Annotated in this window: 15 protein-coding genes; 7 read left to right on the top strand and 8 right to left on the bottom strand. The window is 56.9% G+C overall.

Features of this window, described 5'->3' with window-relative positions; all coding sequences use genetic code 11:
* Nucleotides 1-92: 92 nt before the first annotated feature.
* The 3 genes from ACUN8H_RS14320 to gmk form a co-directional block, all read right to left on the bottom strand.
* Entirely contained in the window at nt 93-2,225 is a 2,133-nt protein-coding gene (locus ACUN8H_RS14320) for a RelA/SpoT family protein (RefSeq protein ID WP_445532745.1), read from the bottom strand.
* A 32-nt stretch (nt 2,226-2,257) separates the two neighbouring features.
* Nucleotides 2,258-2,515, bottom strand: a complete 258-nt coding sequence (rpoZ, locus tag ACUN8H_RS14315) for a DNA-directed RNA polymerase subunit omega (protein ID WP_290701208.1) — start codon at nt 2,513-2,515, stop codon at nt 2,258-2,260.
* A 119-nt stretch (nt 2,516-2,634) separates the two neighbouring features.
* Entirely contained in the window at nt 2,635-3,267 is a 633-nt protein-coding gene (gene gmk / locus ACUN8H_RS14310) for a guanylate kinase (RefSeq protein ID WP_290701205.1), read from the bottom strand.
* A gap of 137 nt (nt 3,268-3,404) precedes the next feature.
* Here gmk and ACUN8H_RS14305 point away from each other — a divergent pair, with 137 nt between their 5' ends.
* Nucleotides 3,405-4,100 carry an extensin-like domain-containing protein gene (locus tag ACUN8H_RS14305; protein ID WP_445532744.1) on the top strand — a complete coding sequence of 232 codons (696 nt, stop codon included), beginning with the start codon at nt 3,405-3,407 and terminating at the stop codon, nt 4,098-4,100.
* A 59-nt stretch (nt 4,101-4,159) separates the two neighbouring features.
* Here ACUN8H_RS14305 and ACUN8H_RS14300 read toward each other — a convergent pair whose 3' ends face one another.
* The gene (locus ACUN8H_RS14300) at nt 4,160-4,411 is read right to left on the bottom strand and encodes a hypothetical protein (protein WP_445532743.1); all 252 of its coding nucleotides are present in this window, start codon (nt 4,409-4,411) and stop codon (nt 4,160-4,162) included.
* Between the two features lie 99 nt (nt 4,412-4,510).
* On the bottom strand, nt 4,511-5,722 hold the full coding sequence (locus tag ACUN8H_RS14295) for an MFS transporter (RefSeq protein WP_445532742.1): 1,212 nt from the start codon (nt 5,720-5,722) through the stop codon (nt 4,511-4,513).
* 184 nt (nt 5,723-5,906) lie between these two features.
* Here ACUN8H_RS14295 and ACUN8H_RS14290 point away from each other — a divergent pair, with 184 nt between their 5' ends.
* Entirely contained in the window at nt 5,907-6,518 is a 612-nt protein-coding gene (locus ACUN8H_RS14290) for a DNA-3-methyladenine glycosylase family protein (RefSeq protein ID WP_445532741.1), read from the top strand.
* A 146-nt stretch (nt 6,519-6,664) separates the two neighbouring features.
* Here ACUN8H_RS14290 and ACUN8H_RS14285 read toward each other — a convergent pair whose 3' ends face one another.
* The 3 genes from ACUN8H_RS14285 to ACUN8H_RS14275 form a co-directional block, all read right to left on the bottom strand.
* Nucleotides 6,665-7,540: a pirin family protein gene (locus ACUN8H_RS14285; RefSeq protein WP_445532740.1), complete on the bottom strand. Its 876-nt coding sequence runs from the start codon at nt 7,538-7,540 to the stop codon at nt 6,665-6,667.
* A 113-nt stretch (nt 7,541-7,653) separates the two neighbouring features.
* Nucleotides 7,654-8,694, bottom strand: coding sequence for a zinc-dependent alcohol dehydrogenase family protein (locus ACUN8H_RS14280; protein WP_445532739.1), 1,041 nt, complete (start codon nt 8,692-8,694; stop codon nt 7,654-7,656).
* A gap of 59 nt (nt 8,695-8,753) precedes the next feature.
* Nucleotides 8,754-9,326, bottom strand: a complete 573-nt coding sequence (locus ACUN8H_RS14275) for a histidine phosphatase family protein (RefSeq protein ID WP_445532738.1) — start codon at nt 9,324-9,326, stop codon at nt 8,754-8,756.
* Between the two features lie 280 nt (nt 9,327-9,606).
* On the opposite strand from ACUN8H_RS14275, the gene ACUN8H_RS14270 reads away from it, so the two are divergent.
* Genes ACUN8H_RS14270 through ACUN8H_RS14250 form a run of 5 tightly spaced genes read left to right on the top strand, consistent with a single transcriptional unit; the run spans nt 9,607 to nt 18,218 of the window.
* A complete protein-coding gene (locus ACUN8H_RS14270; RefSeq protein WP_445532737.1) occupies nt 9,607-12,123 on the top strand; it encodes a type I restriction-modification system subunit M in 2,517 nt (838 codons plus the stop codon).
* Nucleotides 12,113-13,393: a restriction endonuclease subunit S gene (locus ACUN8H_RS14265; protein WP_445532736.1), complete on the top strand. Its 1,281-nt coding sequence runs from the start codon at nt 12,113-12,115 to the stop codon at nt 13,391-13,393. The genes ACUN8H_RS14270 and ACUN8H_RS14265 overlap by 11 nt, the downstream gene beginning before the upstream one ends.
* Before the next feature lie 20 nt (nt 13,394-13,413).
* Nucleotides 13,414-16,731, top strand: coding sequence for a type I restriction endonuclease subunit R (locus tag ACUN8H_RS14260; protein ID WP_445532735.1), 3,318 nt, complete (start codon nt 13,414-13,416; stop codon nt 16,729-16,731).
* Nucleotides 16,728-17,420 (top strand): M48 family metallopeptidase, encoded by a 693-nt coding sequence (locus ACUN8H_RS14255; protein WP_445532734.1) that lies wholly within the window; start codon nt 16,728-16,730, stop codon nt 17,418-17,420. The genes ACUN8H_RS14260 and ACUN8H_RS14255 overlap by 4 nt, the downstream gene beginning before the upstream one ends.
* 15 nt (nt 17,421-17,435) lie before the next feature.
* Nucleotides 17,436-18,218, top strand: a complete 783-nt coding sequence (locus ACUN8H_RS14250) for a DUF3800 domain-containing protein (protein WP_445532733.1) — start codon at nt 17,436-17,438, stop codon at nt 18,216-18,218.
* Nucleotides 18,219-18,413 lie beyond the last annotated feature (195 nt).

Genomic DNA, 18,413 nt, shown 5'->3' with positions numbered 1-18,413 from the left:
TCTCGCTCCTGTAATGGTTAGTACCTAATGTTTGAATACTAAAAAATAGTGTTCCCTGCCGACGCTTTATCAGCATGGCGTCATATAGAGTGTTAATTGGCGAGTCGGGTGATTTTTCCCACGTTGGGAAGATTGCGGATGCGTTTAATAATGCGTGCCAGGTGCACGCGCCCTTTTACCGATAGCGTTAAATTGACGGTGGAAAGGTGGGCATCACGTTCTTCGATGCCAATACGCTCGATATTGGCATCGGCGTCAGTGACCAGGCCGGCAAGCTCAGCGACCAAGCCCCGGCGGCTCTCAATTTCGATCCGCAGCGCCACCGGGAAGTCCTCATCAATCGTGTCGGACCATTCCAGCGCAAAGAGCTTATCGGGGTCGTTTTTATCGGCAAAATTTTTACACTCGGCGCGGTGAACGACCAACCCTTTGCCCGTCGAAAGATGGCCAACCACCGGGTCGCCCGGCAGCGGGTGGCAGCAGCGCGCAAAGTTGGTCACCATGCCTTCACTACCGCTGATCACGACCGCTTTACTGCCTTCAATACCGGCAGGATGTTCATAGGTTTCATCGCCGTGAGCGGCATCAACCAAGCGGCGCGCCACCACGTGGGTCATGCGGTTACCCAGCCCCAGCGACTCCAGCAGCGACTCTTCAGACGACACATCCAATTCTTTGAAGGCGCGTTTTAACGTACTCTCGTCAAGCTCTTCGAGGCTGGTATCAAACGGCGCCAGGGCTTTATTGAGCAGCCGCCGACCCAGCATGACGGCTTCGGTCTGCTGCTGGTATTTCAGTGCATGGCGAATCGCCGAACGCGCCTTGGCGGTGGTGACGAAATTAAGCCAGGCAAGGTTCGGGCGCGCACCGGGGGCAGTAATAATTTCTAGCGTCTGGCCGCTCTCTAAGCGGGTCGAGAGCGGTGCCAAGTGGCGATCGATCCGACACGCAATGCAGTTATTGCCGATATCCGTGTGCACGGTGTAGGCGAAATCGATCACGGTCGCGCCTTGCGGCAGCTCCATAATGTCGCCTTTGGGCGTAAACACGTAGATATCGTCGGGGAACAGATCGTTTTTGACGTGTTCGATGAATTCTAACGAATCGCCAGCGTGGCGCTGCATTTCCAGCAAGCCTTTAACCCAGGCGCGAGCGCGAGCGTGGCTGCCTTCGGCAATCGGGTGAGACGTCTGCCCTGCTTTGTAAAGCCAGTGGGCGGCAATGCCGTTATTGGCCATTGCTTCCATCTCACGGGTGCGTATCTGCACCTCGATAGGCATACCGCGCGAGCCAAACAACGTGGTGTGCAGGCTCTGGTAACCATTTGCCTTGGGAATCGCAATATAGTCCTTAAAACGCCCCGGCACCGGCTTATAAAGGTTATGCACCACGCCTAAAATACGGTAACAGCTGGCCACGTCTTCGGTGATGATGCGAAAACCAAACACATCCATGATTTCGGCAAAGGGCTTACGCTGGTCGCGCATCTTCTTATAGATCGACAGCAGATGCTTTTGCCGCCCAATCACGGTGCCATTGAGCCCATCTTCATCCAGGCTTTTTTGCAGCGATGACTGGATTTCACGCATGGCGCTGCGCCGATGGCCTCGCGCCTTGGCAACCGCCCGCTTGATGCGCTCGGCACGCATGGGGTGAATCGCTTGAAAAGAGAGATCTTCAAGCTCAACGCGGATGGTATTGATACCTAGGCGCCCGGCAATGCGGGCATAAATTTCCAGCGTTTCACGGGCAATACGGCGCTTCTTATCCGGGCGCAGCGCACCCAGGGTGCGCATGTTGTGCAGCCGATCGGCCAGCTTAACGATGATGACGCGAATATCCCGCGACATCGCCAGCACCATTTTCTGGAAATTCTCCGCCTGAGCGACGGCTTTGTCTTCGAAGGTGATTTGGGTAAGTTTGGAAACCCCATCCACCAACTCGGCTACCGGTTTGCCAAACTGGGCCACCAGGGCCTTTTTGGAAACGCCGGTATCTTCGATAACGTCATGCAGCATGGCGGCCATCAGGCTTTGATGGTCCATATGCATATTGGCAAGAATATTCGCCACCGCTAGTGGGTGGGTGACGTAAGGCTCGCCGGAACGCCGGCGCTGGCCGTCGTGTGCCTGCTCAGCGTAGTAAAAGGCGCGTTTGACCTGCTGGATCTCGTCCGGGGGTAAATAGCCGCCGAGTCGGTCGGCCAGGTCATCAATGGTAAACATTTACCGCGCCTCTATCGGTTTCGTTGTAAACGTTAGTCGTCGATATGAGTAGGCGTCATCGCCGGGCGGGGACGCACGGCGGCTTCAACAGGCTCGTCCAGTACGGTGTGATCCACTAGGCCTGCGGCAATTTCACGCAGCGCCATGACCGTTGGCTTGTCGTTTTCCCATGGCAGCAGCGCATCGCGGGAGCCGCGTGCCAACTGGCGAGCGCGCTGGGTGGAAATCATCACCAGCTTGAAACGGTTTTCAACATTCTCAAGACAATCTTCAACGGTTACGCGAGCCATGGGAGCCTTCCTTTTATGACAGAACCAGGCCGACACCGTAGAGAACGGGGTCGACCCAGCGAAAAAAGTGGTGCGACAAAAATAGTGCAACGCAATAGAAAGTAGTAGAACCGGATAGATTACTCGACCGCAGGCGCCTGTGACAAGAGCGCAGCTAACAGCGGCGCATGCCGCTCGCTCATCACGGGGCGGCTTAAGCGCCGACTAATGACCAATGACTGCAGCTCTTGCAGTGCCGTGGTGAAATCATCGTTCACTACCAAGTAATCATATTCGTGATAATGCGACATTTCGCTGATCGCATCACGCATGCGCCGGGCAATCACCGCATGCTCATCGGTGCCGCGGCTGGCCAGGCGCCGCTCCAGCTCGTCCCGGGAAGGGGGAAGTATAAAAATCGATACCGCATCGGGCATTTGCTGGCGCACCTGCTGGGCGCCCTGCCAGTCGATCTCGAGTATGACATCCTGGCCAGCGGCCAATAACACCTCTACCGCTCTGCGCGACGTGCCGTAGTAATTATCAAAGACGTTGGCATACTCGAAGAACTCACCGCGCGCGATCATCGCTTCAAACTCAGCCACATCGGTAAAGTGATAGTTAACACCGTTCACTTCACCCTCGCGTTTGGTACGCGTGGTATGCGACACAGAGACCTGAATGCCATCCAGGCTTTCAATTAGCTCACGGACCAAGCTAGTCTTGCCAGCACCGGACGGGGCAGAAACGATAAAAAGCGTACCTTGGGACATGAAGCGCTTTCCCTTCAGTTAGCAAAAATAGGCAACGGAAATAAGTAGAGCGACTGCAGCAATACAGCAAGGTTGCGCAGTATCGCACACCCATCGCTGCGACTGTAGCGTTAGCGGTGACATACAAGGAGGTAGGCATGCGCGGTACACTCTTCATTATCGGGCTTATTGCGCTGGGCGTAGTCCTGCAAAAAGGCATTATTGAAATACCGCGCCAGTGGGCGCCCTGGGCGCCGCTCCACGTAGACGACCCCATCACGCCCATTACGCAGTTCAAGTTGAGCCGCTTGGCCGATGACCGCGCCGGGTGTTTAGCGGCGCTAGCTACCGTACCCGAAGGTGAGCTGCGCTACACGCCATTGGCCGATTATTCGCCTACCGCGAGCTGCCCGCTTGCTAATATTGTGCGCATGCAGTCAAGCGGCGTTACGTTTAATCAAAGCTTTGTCGCCTCTTGCCCCATGGCCCTGGCGTGGGTCATGTACGAACGCCACGCGCTACAGCCTGCCGCTGAGGAAATCATGGGCAGCCGGGTAAGCCAGGTCAACCACGTGGGTAGCTTTGCCTGCCGTAATGTCTACGGCCGCGAAACCGGCAGGCGCAGCGAACACGCCACCGCCGAAGCGCTGGATGTGGTGGGGTTTCAGTTCGAGAGTGGCCAGCGTATTACGCTGATTAACCATTGGAATGATGAAGGCGCAATGGGGGATTTTTTGCGTGCTGCGCGGGACGGCGCCTGCGGCACCTTTGGCAACGTCTTGGGGCCTGAATACAACGCCGCGCATGCCGACCACTTCCACATGGGCATGCGCGGGTACCGGCTATGTCGATAACTCAACTGTGGTTAACCAAATCGTCATTAACCAACCTACCGCTAACGTATCAACCGCCCTTACTCGAGGTTGATATCGTCTGAATCTGTCGCGGCCCCGGTGGCAGCGCCCACACCCCCACCAATAACGGCGCCCTGAACAACACTTCCCCCCGTGATGGCAGCGGCACCCGCGCCGACGGCCGCACCCACGCCAGCGCCACTAGAGGCGCGCTCACCAGTCGTTGTACCGCAGCCTGCCAAACCGATGGTTAACGCGATCACTGCGCCTAGGGTCATCATTCGGGTCATTGTCACTACCTGCATGTGCATGGTCATCTCCTTATGGGTTACTGCTTCTACACATTAGTGAGGTTTCGATGTATTCGCCATTTAATTACGCTGTTGGTACCGATGCCCCATTGACCGCCGTTAAGCGCGCTGGGCCACGGCTCCATAGGTGCGCTTTTCCAACCAGCGCCCAGCCGCAAAAATCACTAAGCCGCACAATGCCAATCCAGCACCTACCAACCCGGTGCTCGACCAGCTAAACCCTGCGCTGATAGCCAGCCCCGCCAGCCACGTCCCTAAGGCGTTAGCCCCATTAAAGGCCGCATGGTTGAGTGAGGCCGCCATGGTTTGTGCATCTTCCGCCACATCCATCAAGCGGGTTTGTAAAGACGGTGCCAACGCCATGCTGGTGCCCACCAACCCAACAAACAGTAACCCTGTCCAGGTGTTATTGGCTGCAAAGTAGAACAGCCCCTGAACCACCGCACACCACACTAAGATGAGCGGAATAGCGCGCATCAGGTTTTTATCCGCCATGCGTCCGCCGATCAAATTACCGGCGATGGAACCCAGGCCAAAAATCACCAGCACCAGCGGCCCCAGCGCTTCGCTCATACCCGCCTGCTGGGTCAACGTCGGCATCACGTAGCTAAAAATCGCAAACATACCACCACAGCCAATGCAGGCAAGCGCCAACGCCACTAGCACGCGTTGCTTTAACAGTGCGGAGAGCTCGCGTAGCGGGCTCGCAAACGTATCCACCGGCTGAACCGGCACATAAAACCTGATCAATAGCGCGGTGAGCAGCGCAATACCCCCGACCCCCACAAACGCGATTTGCCAGCCAAATAGATTGCCGGTCCAGGTGCCCAGCGGCGCCCCGATCAGAATCGCCACCGTCAAGCCCATCATCACCCGGGAGATAGCCCGTGCCCGCTGGTCGACCGGCACCGCCCCCGCCGCCACCAGCGCCGCGATGCCAAAATAAGCCCCATGGGGTAAGCCTGCCAGAAAACGCAGGCCCACAAATGACCAGAACCCCGGCGCCATGGCACTGGCAATATTGCCCACGGCAAATACCAACATCAGCACAATCAATAGCAGCCTTCTGGGCGCCCGTGCAGCCAGCGCTGAAATCAGCGGTGCACCCACGACCACGCCCAGGGCGTAGCTACTGATGGCATACCCCACCTGGGGAACGGTCACGGCTAAATCGCCCGCCACGCGGTTCATCAATCCCATGATGACAAACTCGCTGGTGCCGATACCAAAGCCACCCAACGCCAATACAAACTCGGCCAGACGCGGGTTACGCGCCAGCCCTTGAGACGACGATGCTGTCGTATCCTGCATGCTTATCTCCTTGGGATATCGCACTGGTGGCATCTCGATTAGCGTTAAATGATCGCAGGATTAGACGAAAGTAGAAACACAAGGCGCTCAAAAAGTTAGCGGACAAAGAAGATAAGCGCCGCGGTTTCCCTCTTCTACGCTCGCTTTGCTAGTGTGGGGCTTTTACTAAACGCGTGAGGCAGTGATGACGCCCGAAACCATTGAACAAGCTATGCAAGGGTTAGCTCAGGCCGACCCAGATATTGCCCGCGCCTACCCATTGGTCGGGCCTCCTGGCCCACGCCAGCGCGACCAAGGCTTTGCCACATTCTTTTCCACCGTCGTTAGCCAGCAGCTCTCCACCGAAGCGGCTCGCGCCATTATGGGCCGCGTCAATACACTACTGCCCGAGCTGCATGCCAAAGCGGTCATGGAAGTAGAAAGCCAAGCACTGCGCGATGCCGGGCTCTCCTGGCGCAAGATCGAGTACGCCAAAGGCCTCGCGGAAGCGGAACTGGCGGGCACCTTTAGCGCCGATGGGCTTGAGCACCTGAGCGATGAGGAAGTGATTACTGCGATCACTCAGCTGCGTGGCTTTGGACGTTGGAGCGCCGAGATCTACCTAATGTTTTCGCTCAAGCGCCCGGATATCTTCCCCGCGGATGACCTGGCCCTGCGGGTGGCGCTAGGCCGCCTTAAAGGCATGGACGACAAACCCACGCCCAAACAGGCGCGCCAGCTAGTCGAGCACTGGGCGCCCTGGCGCAGCGTGGGTTCGCTGTTTCTGTGGCACTACTATCGCGGCGAGCCGCTTTAAACACTAGGCTCAGTCTGAAAACTGGTTGCGCTCGACCATACGGCGTTAAAAATCGGCTCAAAGTACTCATTTACACAACGTAAACTCCGTCTTTTCACCGATTTTTGCCTTGTCTGGCCTTCGCTCGCCTACTTTTCAGACAGAGCCTAGGCATCCAACCCGCCGAATTTGCCGTTCTGGTAATCGTCGACCGCCTGCACGATATCTTCGCGGGTATTCATCACAAACGGCCCGTGGGAGTAGACCGGCTCGTCGATCACATCACCGTGACCCAACAGTAGGCGCGCATCGCTGCTGGCTTCGATATCTAGGCGATCGCCGTCGCGATCCACTTCGATCAGACGGTGGGACTGAACCGGCTCACCGCCCACTTCGACATCACCATTCACAACGTAAAGAAATACCTGCCGCCCAGGGGCAACGGACAGCTGTTCCTGGGCGCCGGCAGGCAACCTTAGCGTCGACATGAATACGCCGGTAAGCGTCTCGATAGGGCCAACGTGATCCTGCCACTCACCGGCGATCAGGTTCAGCTCACCGCCGCCGGGCAGCGCAATGGCAGGTATGTCCGCCTGTTGCAGCCCCACATAGCGCGGCTCGCTCATTTTCAAACGCGCTGGGAGGTTGACCCACAGCTGCAGAATTTCCAGCGGGCCACCTTCGCGGAGAAACTCGGGCGGCGAGATTTCCGCATGCACAATGCCGCTGCCCGCGGTCATCCACTGCACACCGCCCGCATGGATCACGCTTTGATGGCTGGCGCTGTCCGCATGCGCCAGCGAGCCTTCCAGAATAAAGGTGACCATTTCAAACCCACGGTGCGGATGCGGGCCAAACGGCAATCCACGGTTATTGGCCGGGTACGTCTGCGGGCCGTGATGATTCAAAAACAGAAATGGATCGAGTTGCTCTAACTGCGGCCCCGGCAACGGCCGCCGGGTGACTAAATCGCCAATATCATCGCGCTTGGCTGGATGCTGGGCGATCACGCGGCGTGCTGATGGGGTAGTGTCTAACGGCATAACGAACTCCTTATCAATACTGACCAGCCTAAAACCTCAACGCGCCGATGAGGAGCGAATAATTTGCCTCGTTTCGTTGCAGGAAATTGTTATTAACAAGCTGAGCGGTTTTCTCAAAACTCGGTCACCACCGTCACCCCCGCTCCTTCGAACTTATCCATGTTCATCAGCGCATCAATCGACTGCTCAAGAGTAATCCGTTTACTGATCAGCTTTTCCGGCGCCAGCTTTCCTGACTCGATCATCGCTAGCATGGCGTCATAACGATGTGTCTGCATGCCATGGCTACCCAGTATCTCAAGTTCGTTGGCGATCACCTTGCTCATGGGAATGGCGGGCGTGCTGTTCTCGGCTAACATCAGCCCAACCTGTACATGCTTACCACGTTTACGCAGGTTGCTGATGGAGTTAAAGCAGGTCGTTGGGTGGCCTAGCGCATCCAGCGATACATGAGCGCCTCCCCGGGTTATCTCCGCCACCGCCTCCACCACATTGGGCACCTTAGCGGCATTCACGGTGGCAGTAGCGCCCAATTGACGGGCCAGCTTAAGCGCCTCTTCTGAAATATCGATAGCGACCACGTTGGCGCCAATCGCATTGGCAATCATCACAGCAGAAAGCCCAACACCGCCACAGCCGTGAACCGCCACCCACTGGCCTGCCGCTGTTTTGCCCTGATCCACCACTGCCCGAAACGAAGTGACGAAACGGCAACCCAAGCTCGCCGCCGTGGCAAAATCGAGGGTTTCCGGCAGCGCGACCAAATTGACGTCGGCGTAGTGAATGCCCACATACTCGGCAAAGGAGCCCCAGTGAGTAAAACCGGGCTGAAACTGGCTATCGCACACCTGATGATTGCCCGTGTGGCACTCAGGGCAAGTGCCGCACCCACCAACGAAGGGCACCGTCACACGGTCACCAATACGCCACTTTTTGACGTCTTTACCCACGGCTTCGACAACGCCAGCCAGCTCATGCCCCGGCACATGGGGAAGCTGGATATCCGTGTCATGCCCTACCCAGCCGTGCCAGTCGCTGCGGCAAACGCCGGTCGCCATGACGTTCACCACCACGCCATGCGACTCAGGGGCGGGATCAGGTAATTGCTGAATGCGGGGAGGAGCGGAAAATTGCTCAAAAACAACGGCTTTCATAACGAATCCCTAACCTAAATCTTTTTACTTTTTAACGGCTCCTGCGGAGAAGACGCAACTTACTGGCCGCTAACGCTTAATCGCCCCACGACCCGAAACGACTTCCCCGTTGGGCGCACTACGATCATCTCACCCGACCCCACGCCGCCACCCACCAATGCCGTGATGTTCACCTGATGAGTGATCAACAACAAATTGCCCGGCCCCTGCCAGGCAGCGATCTGCTCTTGAGCGGTTTGAGTAATTGACGCTTGATCACCGCGCCCGCGAAAGAACGAGTCCAGCCAGGGAGTAGGCGTTACAGGCCCCAGCGCCATCAGCTCCGCGGTATCCAGCGCCCGGCACCAGCGCGACGAATACACGGCCGTAATGGGAATATCCCGCGCACGAAATTCACGACCCGCGGCTTGCGCATGGGCGCGACCCTGGGCCGAAAGGTTGCGTTGGGTATCACATTGGGAAATCTCAAAACCCGTCGGGTCGCCAATACCTGGGGCCAGGGAGTGGCGCATAAGAATCACCAAGCCGCCTTCTTGGAGTGCGTGCCAAGTTGTGTCGTTTGCTTGAGCGATGGGGAGCGCACCCAGCACAGTGAGCAGTAAGGTTAAGGCGAGGTGGCGCAGGGTGGGCATGGGTTAGAGTCCTCTATTGATGGCTAAGAACCGCTCTCGCCCGTTCGCCGATTGTCTGCGCAAAGGCTTGATATCTTCAACTTGCGCAATATGCGCCAGTTTTACCAGAGCTTTCCAATTCGCGACGCAGTGCGTCTTGAATTGGGTAGGTATGGCTGCCTGTTACTGCTTAATTTTTCCCCTTAGGTGTTCGTGATTCGTTAGACTATTCAGCATTTATATATCGGTCATTAGATTCAGCCCTAACGCTAAGTCTGCTGTATCTCTAAGGAATATCGCAATGCCCCTTACCCTTCCCCAGCTCGAACGCCATCTCTTCAGCGCTGCCGATATTCTGCGCGGCAAGATGGACGCTTCCGAGTTCAAGGAATACATCTTCGGAATGCTGTTCCTGAAGCGCTGCTCCGACGTGTTCGACGAGCGCTATGCGCAGGTCGTCAAGGATCAGATGGCCAAGGGCAAAACCGAGGAAGATGCGACCCAGATCGCTGAGAATCGCATCTGGTACAAGACGAGCTTCTACGTGCCGGAAACCTCGCGCTGGCGCTATCTGCTCAACGAGGCCCACAAGAACGTGGGCGATTTTCTCAACACCGCCCTAGGTGGCCTGGAGCAGGGTAATACCAGCCTGCAGGACGTTCTGGAGCACATTGATTTCAACCGAAAGGTCGGCCAGAGCAAGATTTCCGATGCCAAGTTGCGTTCGCTGATCAATCACTTCAACAATCACCGCCTGCGTGACCGGGATTTCGAGTTCCCCGATCTACTCGGTGCAGCCTATGAATACCTGATCGGCGAATTCGCCGACTCCGCCGGCAAGAAAGGCGGCGAGTTCTACACGCCCCGCTCGGTGGTGCGCATGATGGTGCGCCTACTCGACCCGCAGCAGAACCACCGCGTTTACGACCCCTGCTGTGGTTCCGGCGGAATGCTGATCGCCTCGAAGGAGTGGGTCGACGAGCACGGCGGTGAGGGCTTCCGTTTGGATTGCTACGGCCAGGAAAACGCCGGTACCGTGTGGTCGATCGCCAAGATGAACATGCTGCTGCACGGTATCACGTCATCGAGCTTGGAAAACGAGGACACGCTGGAGCACCCTCGCCACGTGAAAAACGGCGAATTGCAGCGATTCGACCGCATTCTGACCAATCCGCCGTTCTCCTATAACTTCGGCAGCAAAGATACGGACGACAGCGGCCAGCCAGTATTTCAGCCTGAACTGCGTAGTGAACGTTTCAAGTACGGCGAGGTGCCGCTGGGCTCGAAGAAAGCCGACCTGATGTTCCTGCAGCATATGCTGGCGGTGTGTGCCGATGGCGGTATGGTCGCCACCGTCATGCCCCACGGCGTGCTGTTTCGTGGCGGTGAAGAGAAAAACATTCGCAAAGGTATCATCGAGGATGACCTTCTCGAAGCGGTCATCGGCTTACCGCCCAACCTGTTCTACGGCACCGGCATCCCCGCCTGCATTTTGATCCTGCGTCATCGTTACAGCATGGGTGCCCACCAGGTCGCCAGCAAGCACCCAGAAAACCAGGGCAAGGTGCTGTTCATCAATGCTGACCGGGAGTACTTCGAAGGCCGCGCGCAGAATCATCTGATGCCGGAGCATATCGAAAAGATCGCCGCCATCTACGAGGCGTTCGCCGCCGGCCAGGGGCAGGACGTGCCCGGCTTTGCCAGTATCGTCAGCGTCGAGACGCTGCGAGAGAACGGCTACAACCTCAATATCCGCCGTTACGCCGACAACGCCCCGCCGCCGGAGCCTCACGACGTACACGCCCATCTGGTTGGTGGCATTCCCGAGGCTGAGATCGAGGCCAAACGGCCGCTGCTCGATGCCCTGGGGCTCGACCCAGCGGCGGTATTCGCGCCCAAGCCCGGTGACCCCGGTTATTGGCTGTTCCGCGACCATATCGCCACCAAGGCTGATATCAAGCCCGCCATCGAGCAGAACGCCGGGGTACTGGCTCAGGAGCAGGCGCTGCGCGAGGCGTTCGAAACGTGGTGGCAGCGCCACCGCCAGAGCATCACCGCGCTGGCCCAGCACCGCGAATACGCCGCACTGCGGAAAGAACTGCTCAACAGCTTCACCGAAAGCCTGCATCCGATAGGGCTGCTGGACGACTTTCAGGTCAGCGGCATGATCGCGGGCTTCTGGCACCAGCAGAAGTACGACTTCCTCACCCTGATGGCGCGGGATGCCCATGGCGTAGTCGATGCCTGGCGAACCAGCATCGTCACGGCGCTGGAAGACAAGCTCGACAAGGAAGACCCGCTGGAGCACAAGCTGGTGAAGTTCCTGCTCGGCGGCTTCCTCGAAGCGCTGCAAATCCTGGAGCAGCAGCAGGCGGAACTCGACAGCCAGATCAAGGCCGCCGAGGAGCAGTTGCCTAAGCCCGGCGGCAGCGACGACGATGATGAGAGCGACGGCGAGGAGATGCTTTCCGAGATCGAACGCGCCAAGTTGGAAAAACAGATCAAGGATTGGAAAAAGCAGCGCACTGCGCTGGCGAAAGAATTCAAGGCCAAGCGTGCCACCCTACCGGATGAGTTGAATGGCAAGGTCGACGCGCTGGATAATGCCCAGTCTGCCGAGCTGCTGCTGACCATTTTGCATCACGATATGACCGCCATCGTCGAGCGTTATATTGGCAACCAGCGCCAGCAGGTCGTCGCGGCGGTGGAAAATTGGTGGGATAAGTACAAGGTGACGCTCACCGAGATAGAGCAGGCGCGGGACAGCGCAGCGAAAACGCTGGCCGGATATCTAAAGGAGCTAGGGTATGTGGGCTGAAAAAAGAATTTTTGATCTTGGAAAAGTCTTAACTGGTTCCACTCCGTCGACAAGCAACCCTCTTTTTTGGGGTGAAGAAATACCATTCATTAGTCCATCAGATTTTTCTGATGAAATCTCTCAGGTTTTTAATACAGAAAGATCTCTAAGCAGTAAAGGTGCTGCTATATCACCAACCTTTCCTAAAAGCACAGTACTTACTACGTGCATCGGCTCCATAGGGAAAATGGCTATATCCTGTATTGAAACAGCTTCATGCAATCAGCAAATAAATGCCCTTATTTGCAATAAAGACAATGATCCAATATTTGTTTTTTATTGCATCAAACATAATATAAACAAACTGAAGGCGATTTCTGGAGCCACAACTATACCAATAGTCAACAAGAATACTTTTGGTAATATTAAAATTAAAACTCCAGATAAAAAAGTACAGACTATAATTGCCAACATCCTCGATACCCTCGACACCCAAATCCGTCAGACCGAGGCAATTATCGCCAAGCTGCAGCAGATAAAGCAGGGTTTGCTGCACGATCTGCTCACACGCGGTATCGACGAAAACGGCCAGCTTCGCCCGCCCTATGAGCAGGCGCCGGAGTTGTATAAGGCGTCGCCGTTAGGGTGGATTCCGAAGGAGTGGGAAGTTTTACGACTTACAACTTTGTCAGAAAACGGTTTGAGCAATGGCGTATTTAAAGAACCAAAACGTGTGGGGAAAGGGGTTCCTCTGGTAAATGTGGCTGATTTATATAGAGGAGACCGGTTGGCGCTAGAAGGGTGTGAGCTTTTTGATGCGTCTCCTGGTGAAGTAAAGCGTTATGGCGCCCGAAAAGGAGATATATTCTTCACACGTAGCTCTCTGAAGTTAGAAGGCATAGCTCAAACTAGTTATCTCAATTCTGAAGCGAAGTCAGCAGTGTATGAGTGCCATGTCATGAGGCTTAGACCTAAGAAAAGTTTAGTTTTTCCTCGTTATTTAAAAGAATGGTGTGTTGGCAATTTTGCGCGGAAGCATTTTATGGAGCATGCCAAGCAAGTAACGATGACCACAATATCTCAGGATGGAATAGCAGGTCTTTTATGCCCGAAGCCTGATCTTGATGAGCAGGAAAAATGCGTAGCGATGATCGAGAGTCATGAGAGTCGGATTTTAAAAGAGCTAAATTTAGTTGAAAAACTCAAAAAACAAAAAGCAGGCCTAATGGACGATCTGCTCACCGGCCGGGTACGGGTCACCGAGCTAATCGAACAGCAGCAAGCCAGCTAACCAGAATAAGGAGAGGCCGGATGGGGCCGGAGTGGCAACTGAGCGAACAGCCGTTGATCGCGCAGCTCGAGGCGATGGGTTGGAGCTATATCAAGGGCAGCCTGGATGACCCGGCGGCGACCGGTCGTGAGCGCTTTGCCGAGGTTGTGCAGCGTGAGGTGCTGCGCGAGCGGCTTCGGGCGATCAACACCCGCCTGCTAGACGATGGCACCCGTGCCGGGTGGCTGGACGATGAGCGCATCAGCACGGCGATATCAGCCCTTACCCGTATCGCCGCGCCGGGGCTGATCGAGGCCAACCGGATCGCCACCAAGCTGCTCACCGAAGGCATCGTGGTCGATGGGCTGCCGGACTGGGATGGCGGCCGTTCGCGCTCGATCCGCTATATCGATTGGGACGCTCCGGCCAACAACAGGTTTACGGTCATCAACCAGTACAAGGTGAAGTGCCCACCGGGGCATGACACCGCCAAGCAGCATATCGTCCCCGATCTGGTGCTGTTGGTGAACGGCATCCCGCTGGTGGTGATCGAGTGCAAGAGCCCGAACCTGGCAGAGCCGATGGCGGAGGCCATCGACCAACTGCGCCGCTATAGCGACCAGCGCTTCGCCAGCGGCGAGGCAGGCGACCACGAAGGCGCCCCGGCTCTGTTCAATACCAATCAGCTCTTGATCGCCACCTGCTTCGACGACTGTCGGGTGGGCACCATTGGCGCGGGCGCCAGCCACTATTTGCCGTGGAAAACGGTGGCCAGCGCGGAGAATCCGCATCAGCAGGAGTCGGACATGGCCAAGGCGCTCGGTGTGACTGCGCTTTCGCCCCAGCAGCGCACCGTGGCGGGAATGCTGGCCCCTCGAAACCTGCTGGATATCGTGCGCCACTTCACGCTGTTCATGACTAGCGGCGGGCAGACCCTCAAACGGGTGTGCCGCTATCAGCAGTATCGCGGCGTGGTAAAAGCGGTCGACCGGCTCAAGCACAGCAAAACGCGAATCGAAGACGGTGAGCACGACCGGCGCGGCGGCATCATCTGGCACACCCAAGGCTCGGGCAAGTCGCTGACCATGATGTTTCTGGTGCGCCGCATGCGCACCGACCCGGCGCTGCGCCGCTTCAAGATCGTCATCGTCACCGACCGTACCGATCTGCAAAAGCAGCTCGCCGCCACCGCCGCGCTGAGCGGCGATCTGGTCCATGTGGCCAACAACGCCACCACGCTCAAGAAGATCCTGCGTCAGGAAGGGCCGGGGCTGGTGTTCGCGATGATCCAGAAATACCGCGACGCCGAGGGCAAGGCCAATGCCAGCGACTTCGAGCAGCTCAACACCAGCCAGGACATTCTGGTGATGGTGGATGAAGCTCACCGCACCCAAGCGGGGGACCTGCACGCCAATCTGCAGGCGGGCTTGCCCAACTGCGCGCGCATCGGCTTTACCGGCACGCCGATCATCATGGGCGAGAAGAAACGCACCCACGAGATTTTCGGCGAGTTCATCGACAAGTACACCATCCGTGAATCCGAGGCGGATGGCGCCACCGTGCCGGTGCTTTACGAAGGGCGGACGGCCCAGGGCGCGGTGAAGGATGGCAGCAGCCTCGACGAGCTGTTCGAGGATTTCTTTGCCGACAGGCCCCAAGAAGAGCTGGAAGCAATCAAGCAGAAGTACGCCACCAAAGGCAACGTGCTGGAGGCGACGAAGCTCATCGAAGAAAAGGCGCGGGACATGCTGCGCCACTACGTCACCCACATTCTGCCCAACGGTTTCAAAGCGCAGGTGGTGGGCTACAGCCGTCTGGCGGCGGTGCGCTACAAGACGGCATTCGAAGAGGCACGGGACGAACTGTTGCAGGCCGCCGATCGGCTCAGCCCGGAAATGAAAGCGCTGGACGACGAGGCATTGGCGCGCAAGTCGCCCAAGCTGCAGGCACTGGTACAGGCGGGGCGCTACCGCGAGCTGCTGGCGCAGCTGGAGTTCGCGACGATCGTCTCCGGTAGCAATAACGACGGCAGCGAGTGGCAGGCACACACCGACCGCGCCCGTCAGGACGAGGCCATCGCGCGCTTCAAGAAACCCTTGCTACCGAAGGAAGGGCAGACGGCCAATACCGATCCGCTAGCATTTCTGATCGTCAAATCGATGCTGCTGACCGGGTTTGATGCGCCCATCGAGGGCGTGATGTATCTCGACCGCTCGATTCGCGAAGCCGAGTTGTTGCAGACCATCGCCCGCGTCAACCGTACTGGCTTCGGCAAGTCGGTGGGCATCGTGGTGGATTATTTTGGCGTTGCTAATCACCTCAAGTCGGCGCTGGCGGCCTACAGCGACGAGGATGTCGATGGCGCGCTGCGCAGCCTGAAGGATGAGATTCCGGCGCTGCGTGACCGCCACCTGCGAGCGGTGGATGTGCTGCGTTCGCGCGGTATTGAGGATCTGAACGATATCGAAACCTGCGTCCAGGCGCTGGACAGCGAGCGGGTGCGCCAGGAGTTCGGCGTCAAGTTGAAGGCCTTCATGCAGAGCCTCGATACGGTGCTGCCGCGCCCGGAGGCGCTGCCGTTTACCCAGGATGCCAAGGCGCTGGCGATGATCTACGCCCAGGCCCGGCGCCGCTACCGGGATAGCACCGTGCTGGGCAAGGATGTCGGCGCCAAGGTGCGCCGACTGATCGATGAGCATGTGATCTCGCTGGGCGTCGACCCGAAGATCGCACCGGTATCCCTGACCGATGCCCAGTTCGGCCAGCAACTCAATCAAGTACGCGAGCAGGCGGCCCATTACGGGGTCGACAACGCAGAGGATGGCAACAAAGCGAAGAAAGCCGTGGCCTCGGAAATGGAGCATGCCATTCGCAGCCACGTCACCGGAAAGCTGGACGAAGACCCGGTGTACTACGTCAAGTTGAGCGAGCGGCTCAAAGATATTCTGGAAGGCTTGGCCGGCCAGTGGGATGCCATGATTGCCGCCCTGCAGACGATCATCGATGAGGTCAATAGTGGCAGCACGCGACACGAGGAAGGCCTGCCCGATGTGCCAGAGAGCTACCTGCCCTTCTACCGCATGCTACGCGAGGCCAAATGCGGAGGGACGCAACCCGATCTCGCCACGCAGTCAGACTTGATCCAGCTCACCGAGCATCTGGTGGCGCACATCAGCCACGAAGTGAAAACGCCGAGCTTCTGGGAACCGCACCGTCGGCCGATGCAGGAGGCACTGGAACAGGCGCTGTTCGAGCGTATTTTGGATAGCGAGCTGCTGGCGTTCGATCAGATAGAACCGCTGGTCGACAAGTTGCGCGACCTGGCCAGGGCCAACAGCTATAAGCTGGAGCAGCCATGACGCTCGAGGTGGATGACCTGATCATTACCGTGCGCGAAAGCGCGCAGCGCAAGACATTGCGCTTGACCGTCGAGCGCGATCAGTCGCTGGTATTGAGCACGCCGCCGGGAGTCGGGATGCCCACACTAGAAGCCTTCGTCCGTCGCAAGCAGGCATGGGTCTACCAGAAGCTGGCTGAAAAGGCGCTGATGCAGAAGCAGATCCGCCAAAAGCGCTATGTTCAGGGCGAAGGTTTTCTGTATCTCGGCCGCCATCATCGGCTAAAACTGGTCGATGAACAGGAGACCGCGCTTCAGTGGCACCATGGGCGCTTTCACTTGCGCCGGGACGCACGGCCGGATGCCCGGCATCACTTCATCCGCTGGTATAGCGAGCGCGGTAAACATTGGCTCTGGCAGCGTGTGCGGATGTTTGCCGCGCGATTAGAGGTCGAGCCCACCGGCATCAAGGTACAGGACCTGGGCTATCGCTGGGGCTCCTGCGGCAAGGGCGATATGCTCTATTTTCACTGGAAAACCATGCTGCTTCCTGCCCGTATCGCTGAATACGTGGTAGTGCATGAGCTGGTCCATCTGCATGAACCCAATCACTCCGAGGCGTTTTGGTTGCGGCTGAAACGTGCCATGCCGGATTATGAGAACCGCAAGCAGTGGCTGGCCGAACACGGCATGGACGTTGAAGGGATTTAGTCATGACAAGAAGCTGTGAAGCAAGTACCGCCCACCATTGGCAAAGAGCGTAGGTTCAGCGACTTCGTCGTATACGTCGATGAAAGTGGCGACCACGGTATGGCGAATATCGACCCCCATTATCCGGTCTTCGTGCTGGCCTTTTGTATTTTCTACAAGGGGCACTATCTGTCGAGCGTCGTGCCTGCGCTGCAACAGCTGAAATTCGATTATTTCGGCCATGATTTAGTCATTCTGCATGAACACGAAATTCGCAAGGAGAAAGGCGATTTCAGGCTATTTAAGAATAGGGCCGATAAACAAGCCTTCATGGGGCGCCTAAGCACGTTAATTGATAACAGCAATTTTATCCTCGCCTCATGCGTCATCGAAAAGAATCGACTGAGTAGTCGCGATGAGCAGGATAACCCGTATCACTTGGCGCTACGCCACTGCCTAGAGACGCTCTTTGATTTTGTCAAAGAGAAGAAGCAGGAGGATCTCGTCACTCATGTCATCGTTGAGAAGCGCGGTGCAAAGGAAGACGACGAGCTGGAACTGGAGTTTCGCCGTATTTGCGATGGTGATAATAAATATCAGCGAGACTTACCGTTTAGCATCCGCATGGCTGCAAAAGCGAGTAACTCAGCAGGTTTACAGTTGGCAGATTTAGTAGCGCGGCCCATCGGCCGACATGTACTTAATCCAGAGCAGCCGAATCAGGCATTCGATGTATTGAGAAGAAAATTTTACTGCGAAGGCGGACGACAGGCGGTGGGGAATGGCTACGATCAATGGGGGCTGAAGCACTTCCCTTGATTTTTGTATCGTCCAGATAGCGAAAAACCTCGATGAAACTCACCGAGGTTTAGACGCCGACCGGGCACTCCCAGTCCACTTGTTGGACATTTTGGATACTCTATACACTAAAGTCAATTTTTACCGTTATTACTCAATATTCTGAATTTGATTCTGCACGCGTTCGATTAGCTTTATAACAATAGCCTAACTTCA

The sequence above is a fragment of the Vreelandella sp. V005 genome, assembly GCF_052645115.1.
The sequence above is the reverse complement of the archived record's forward strand: the minus strand, read 5'-3'. Positions and strand labels throughout refer to the sequence as shown.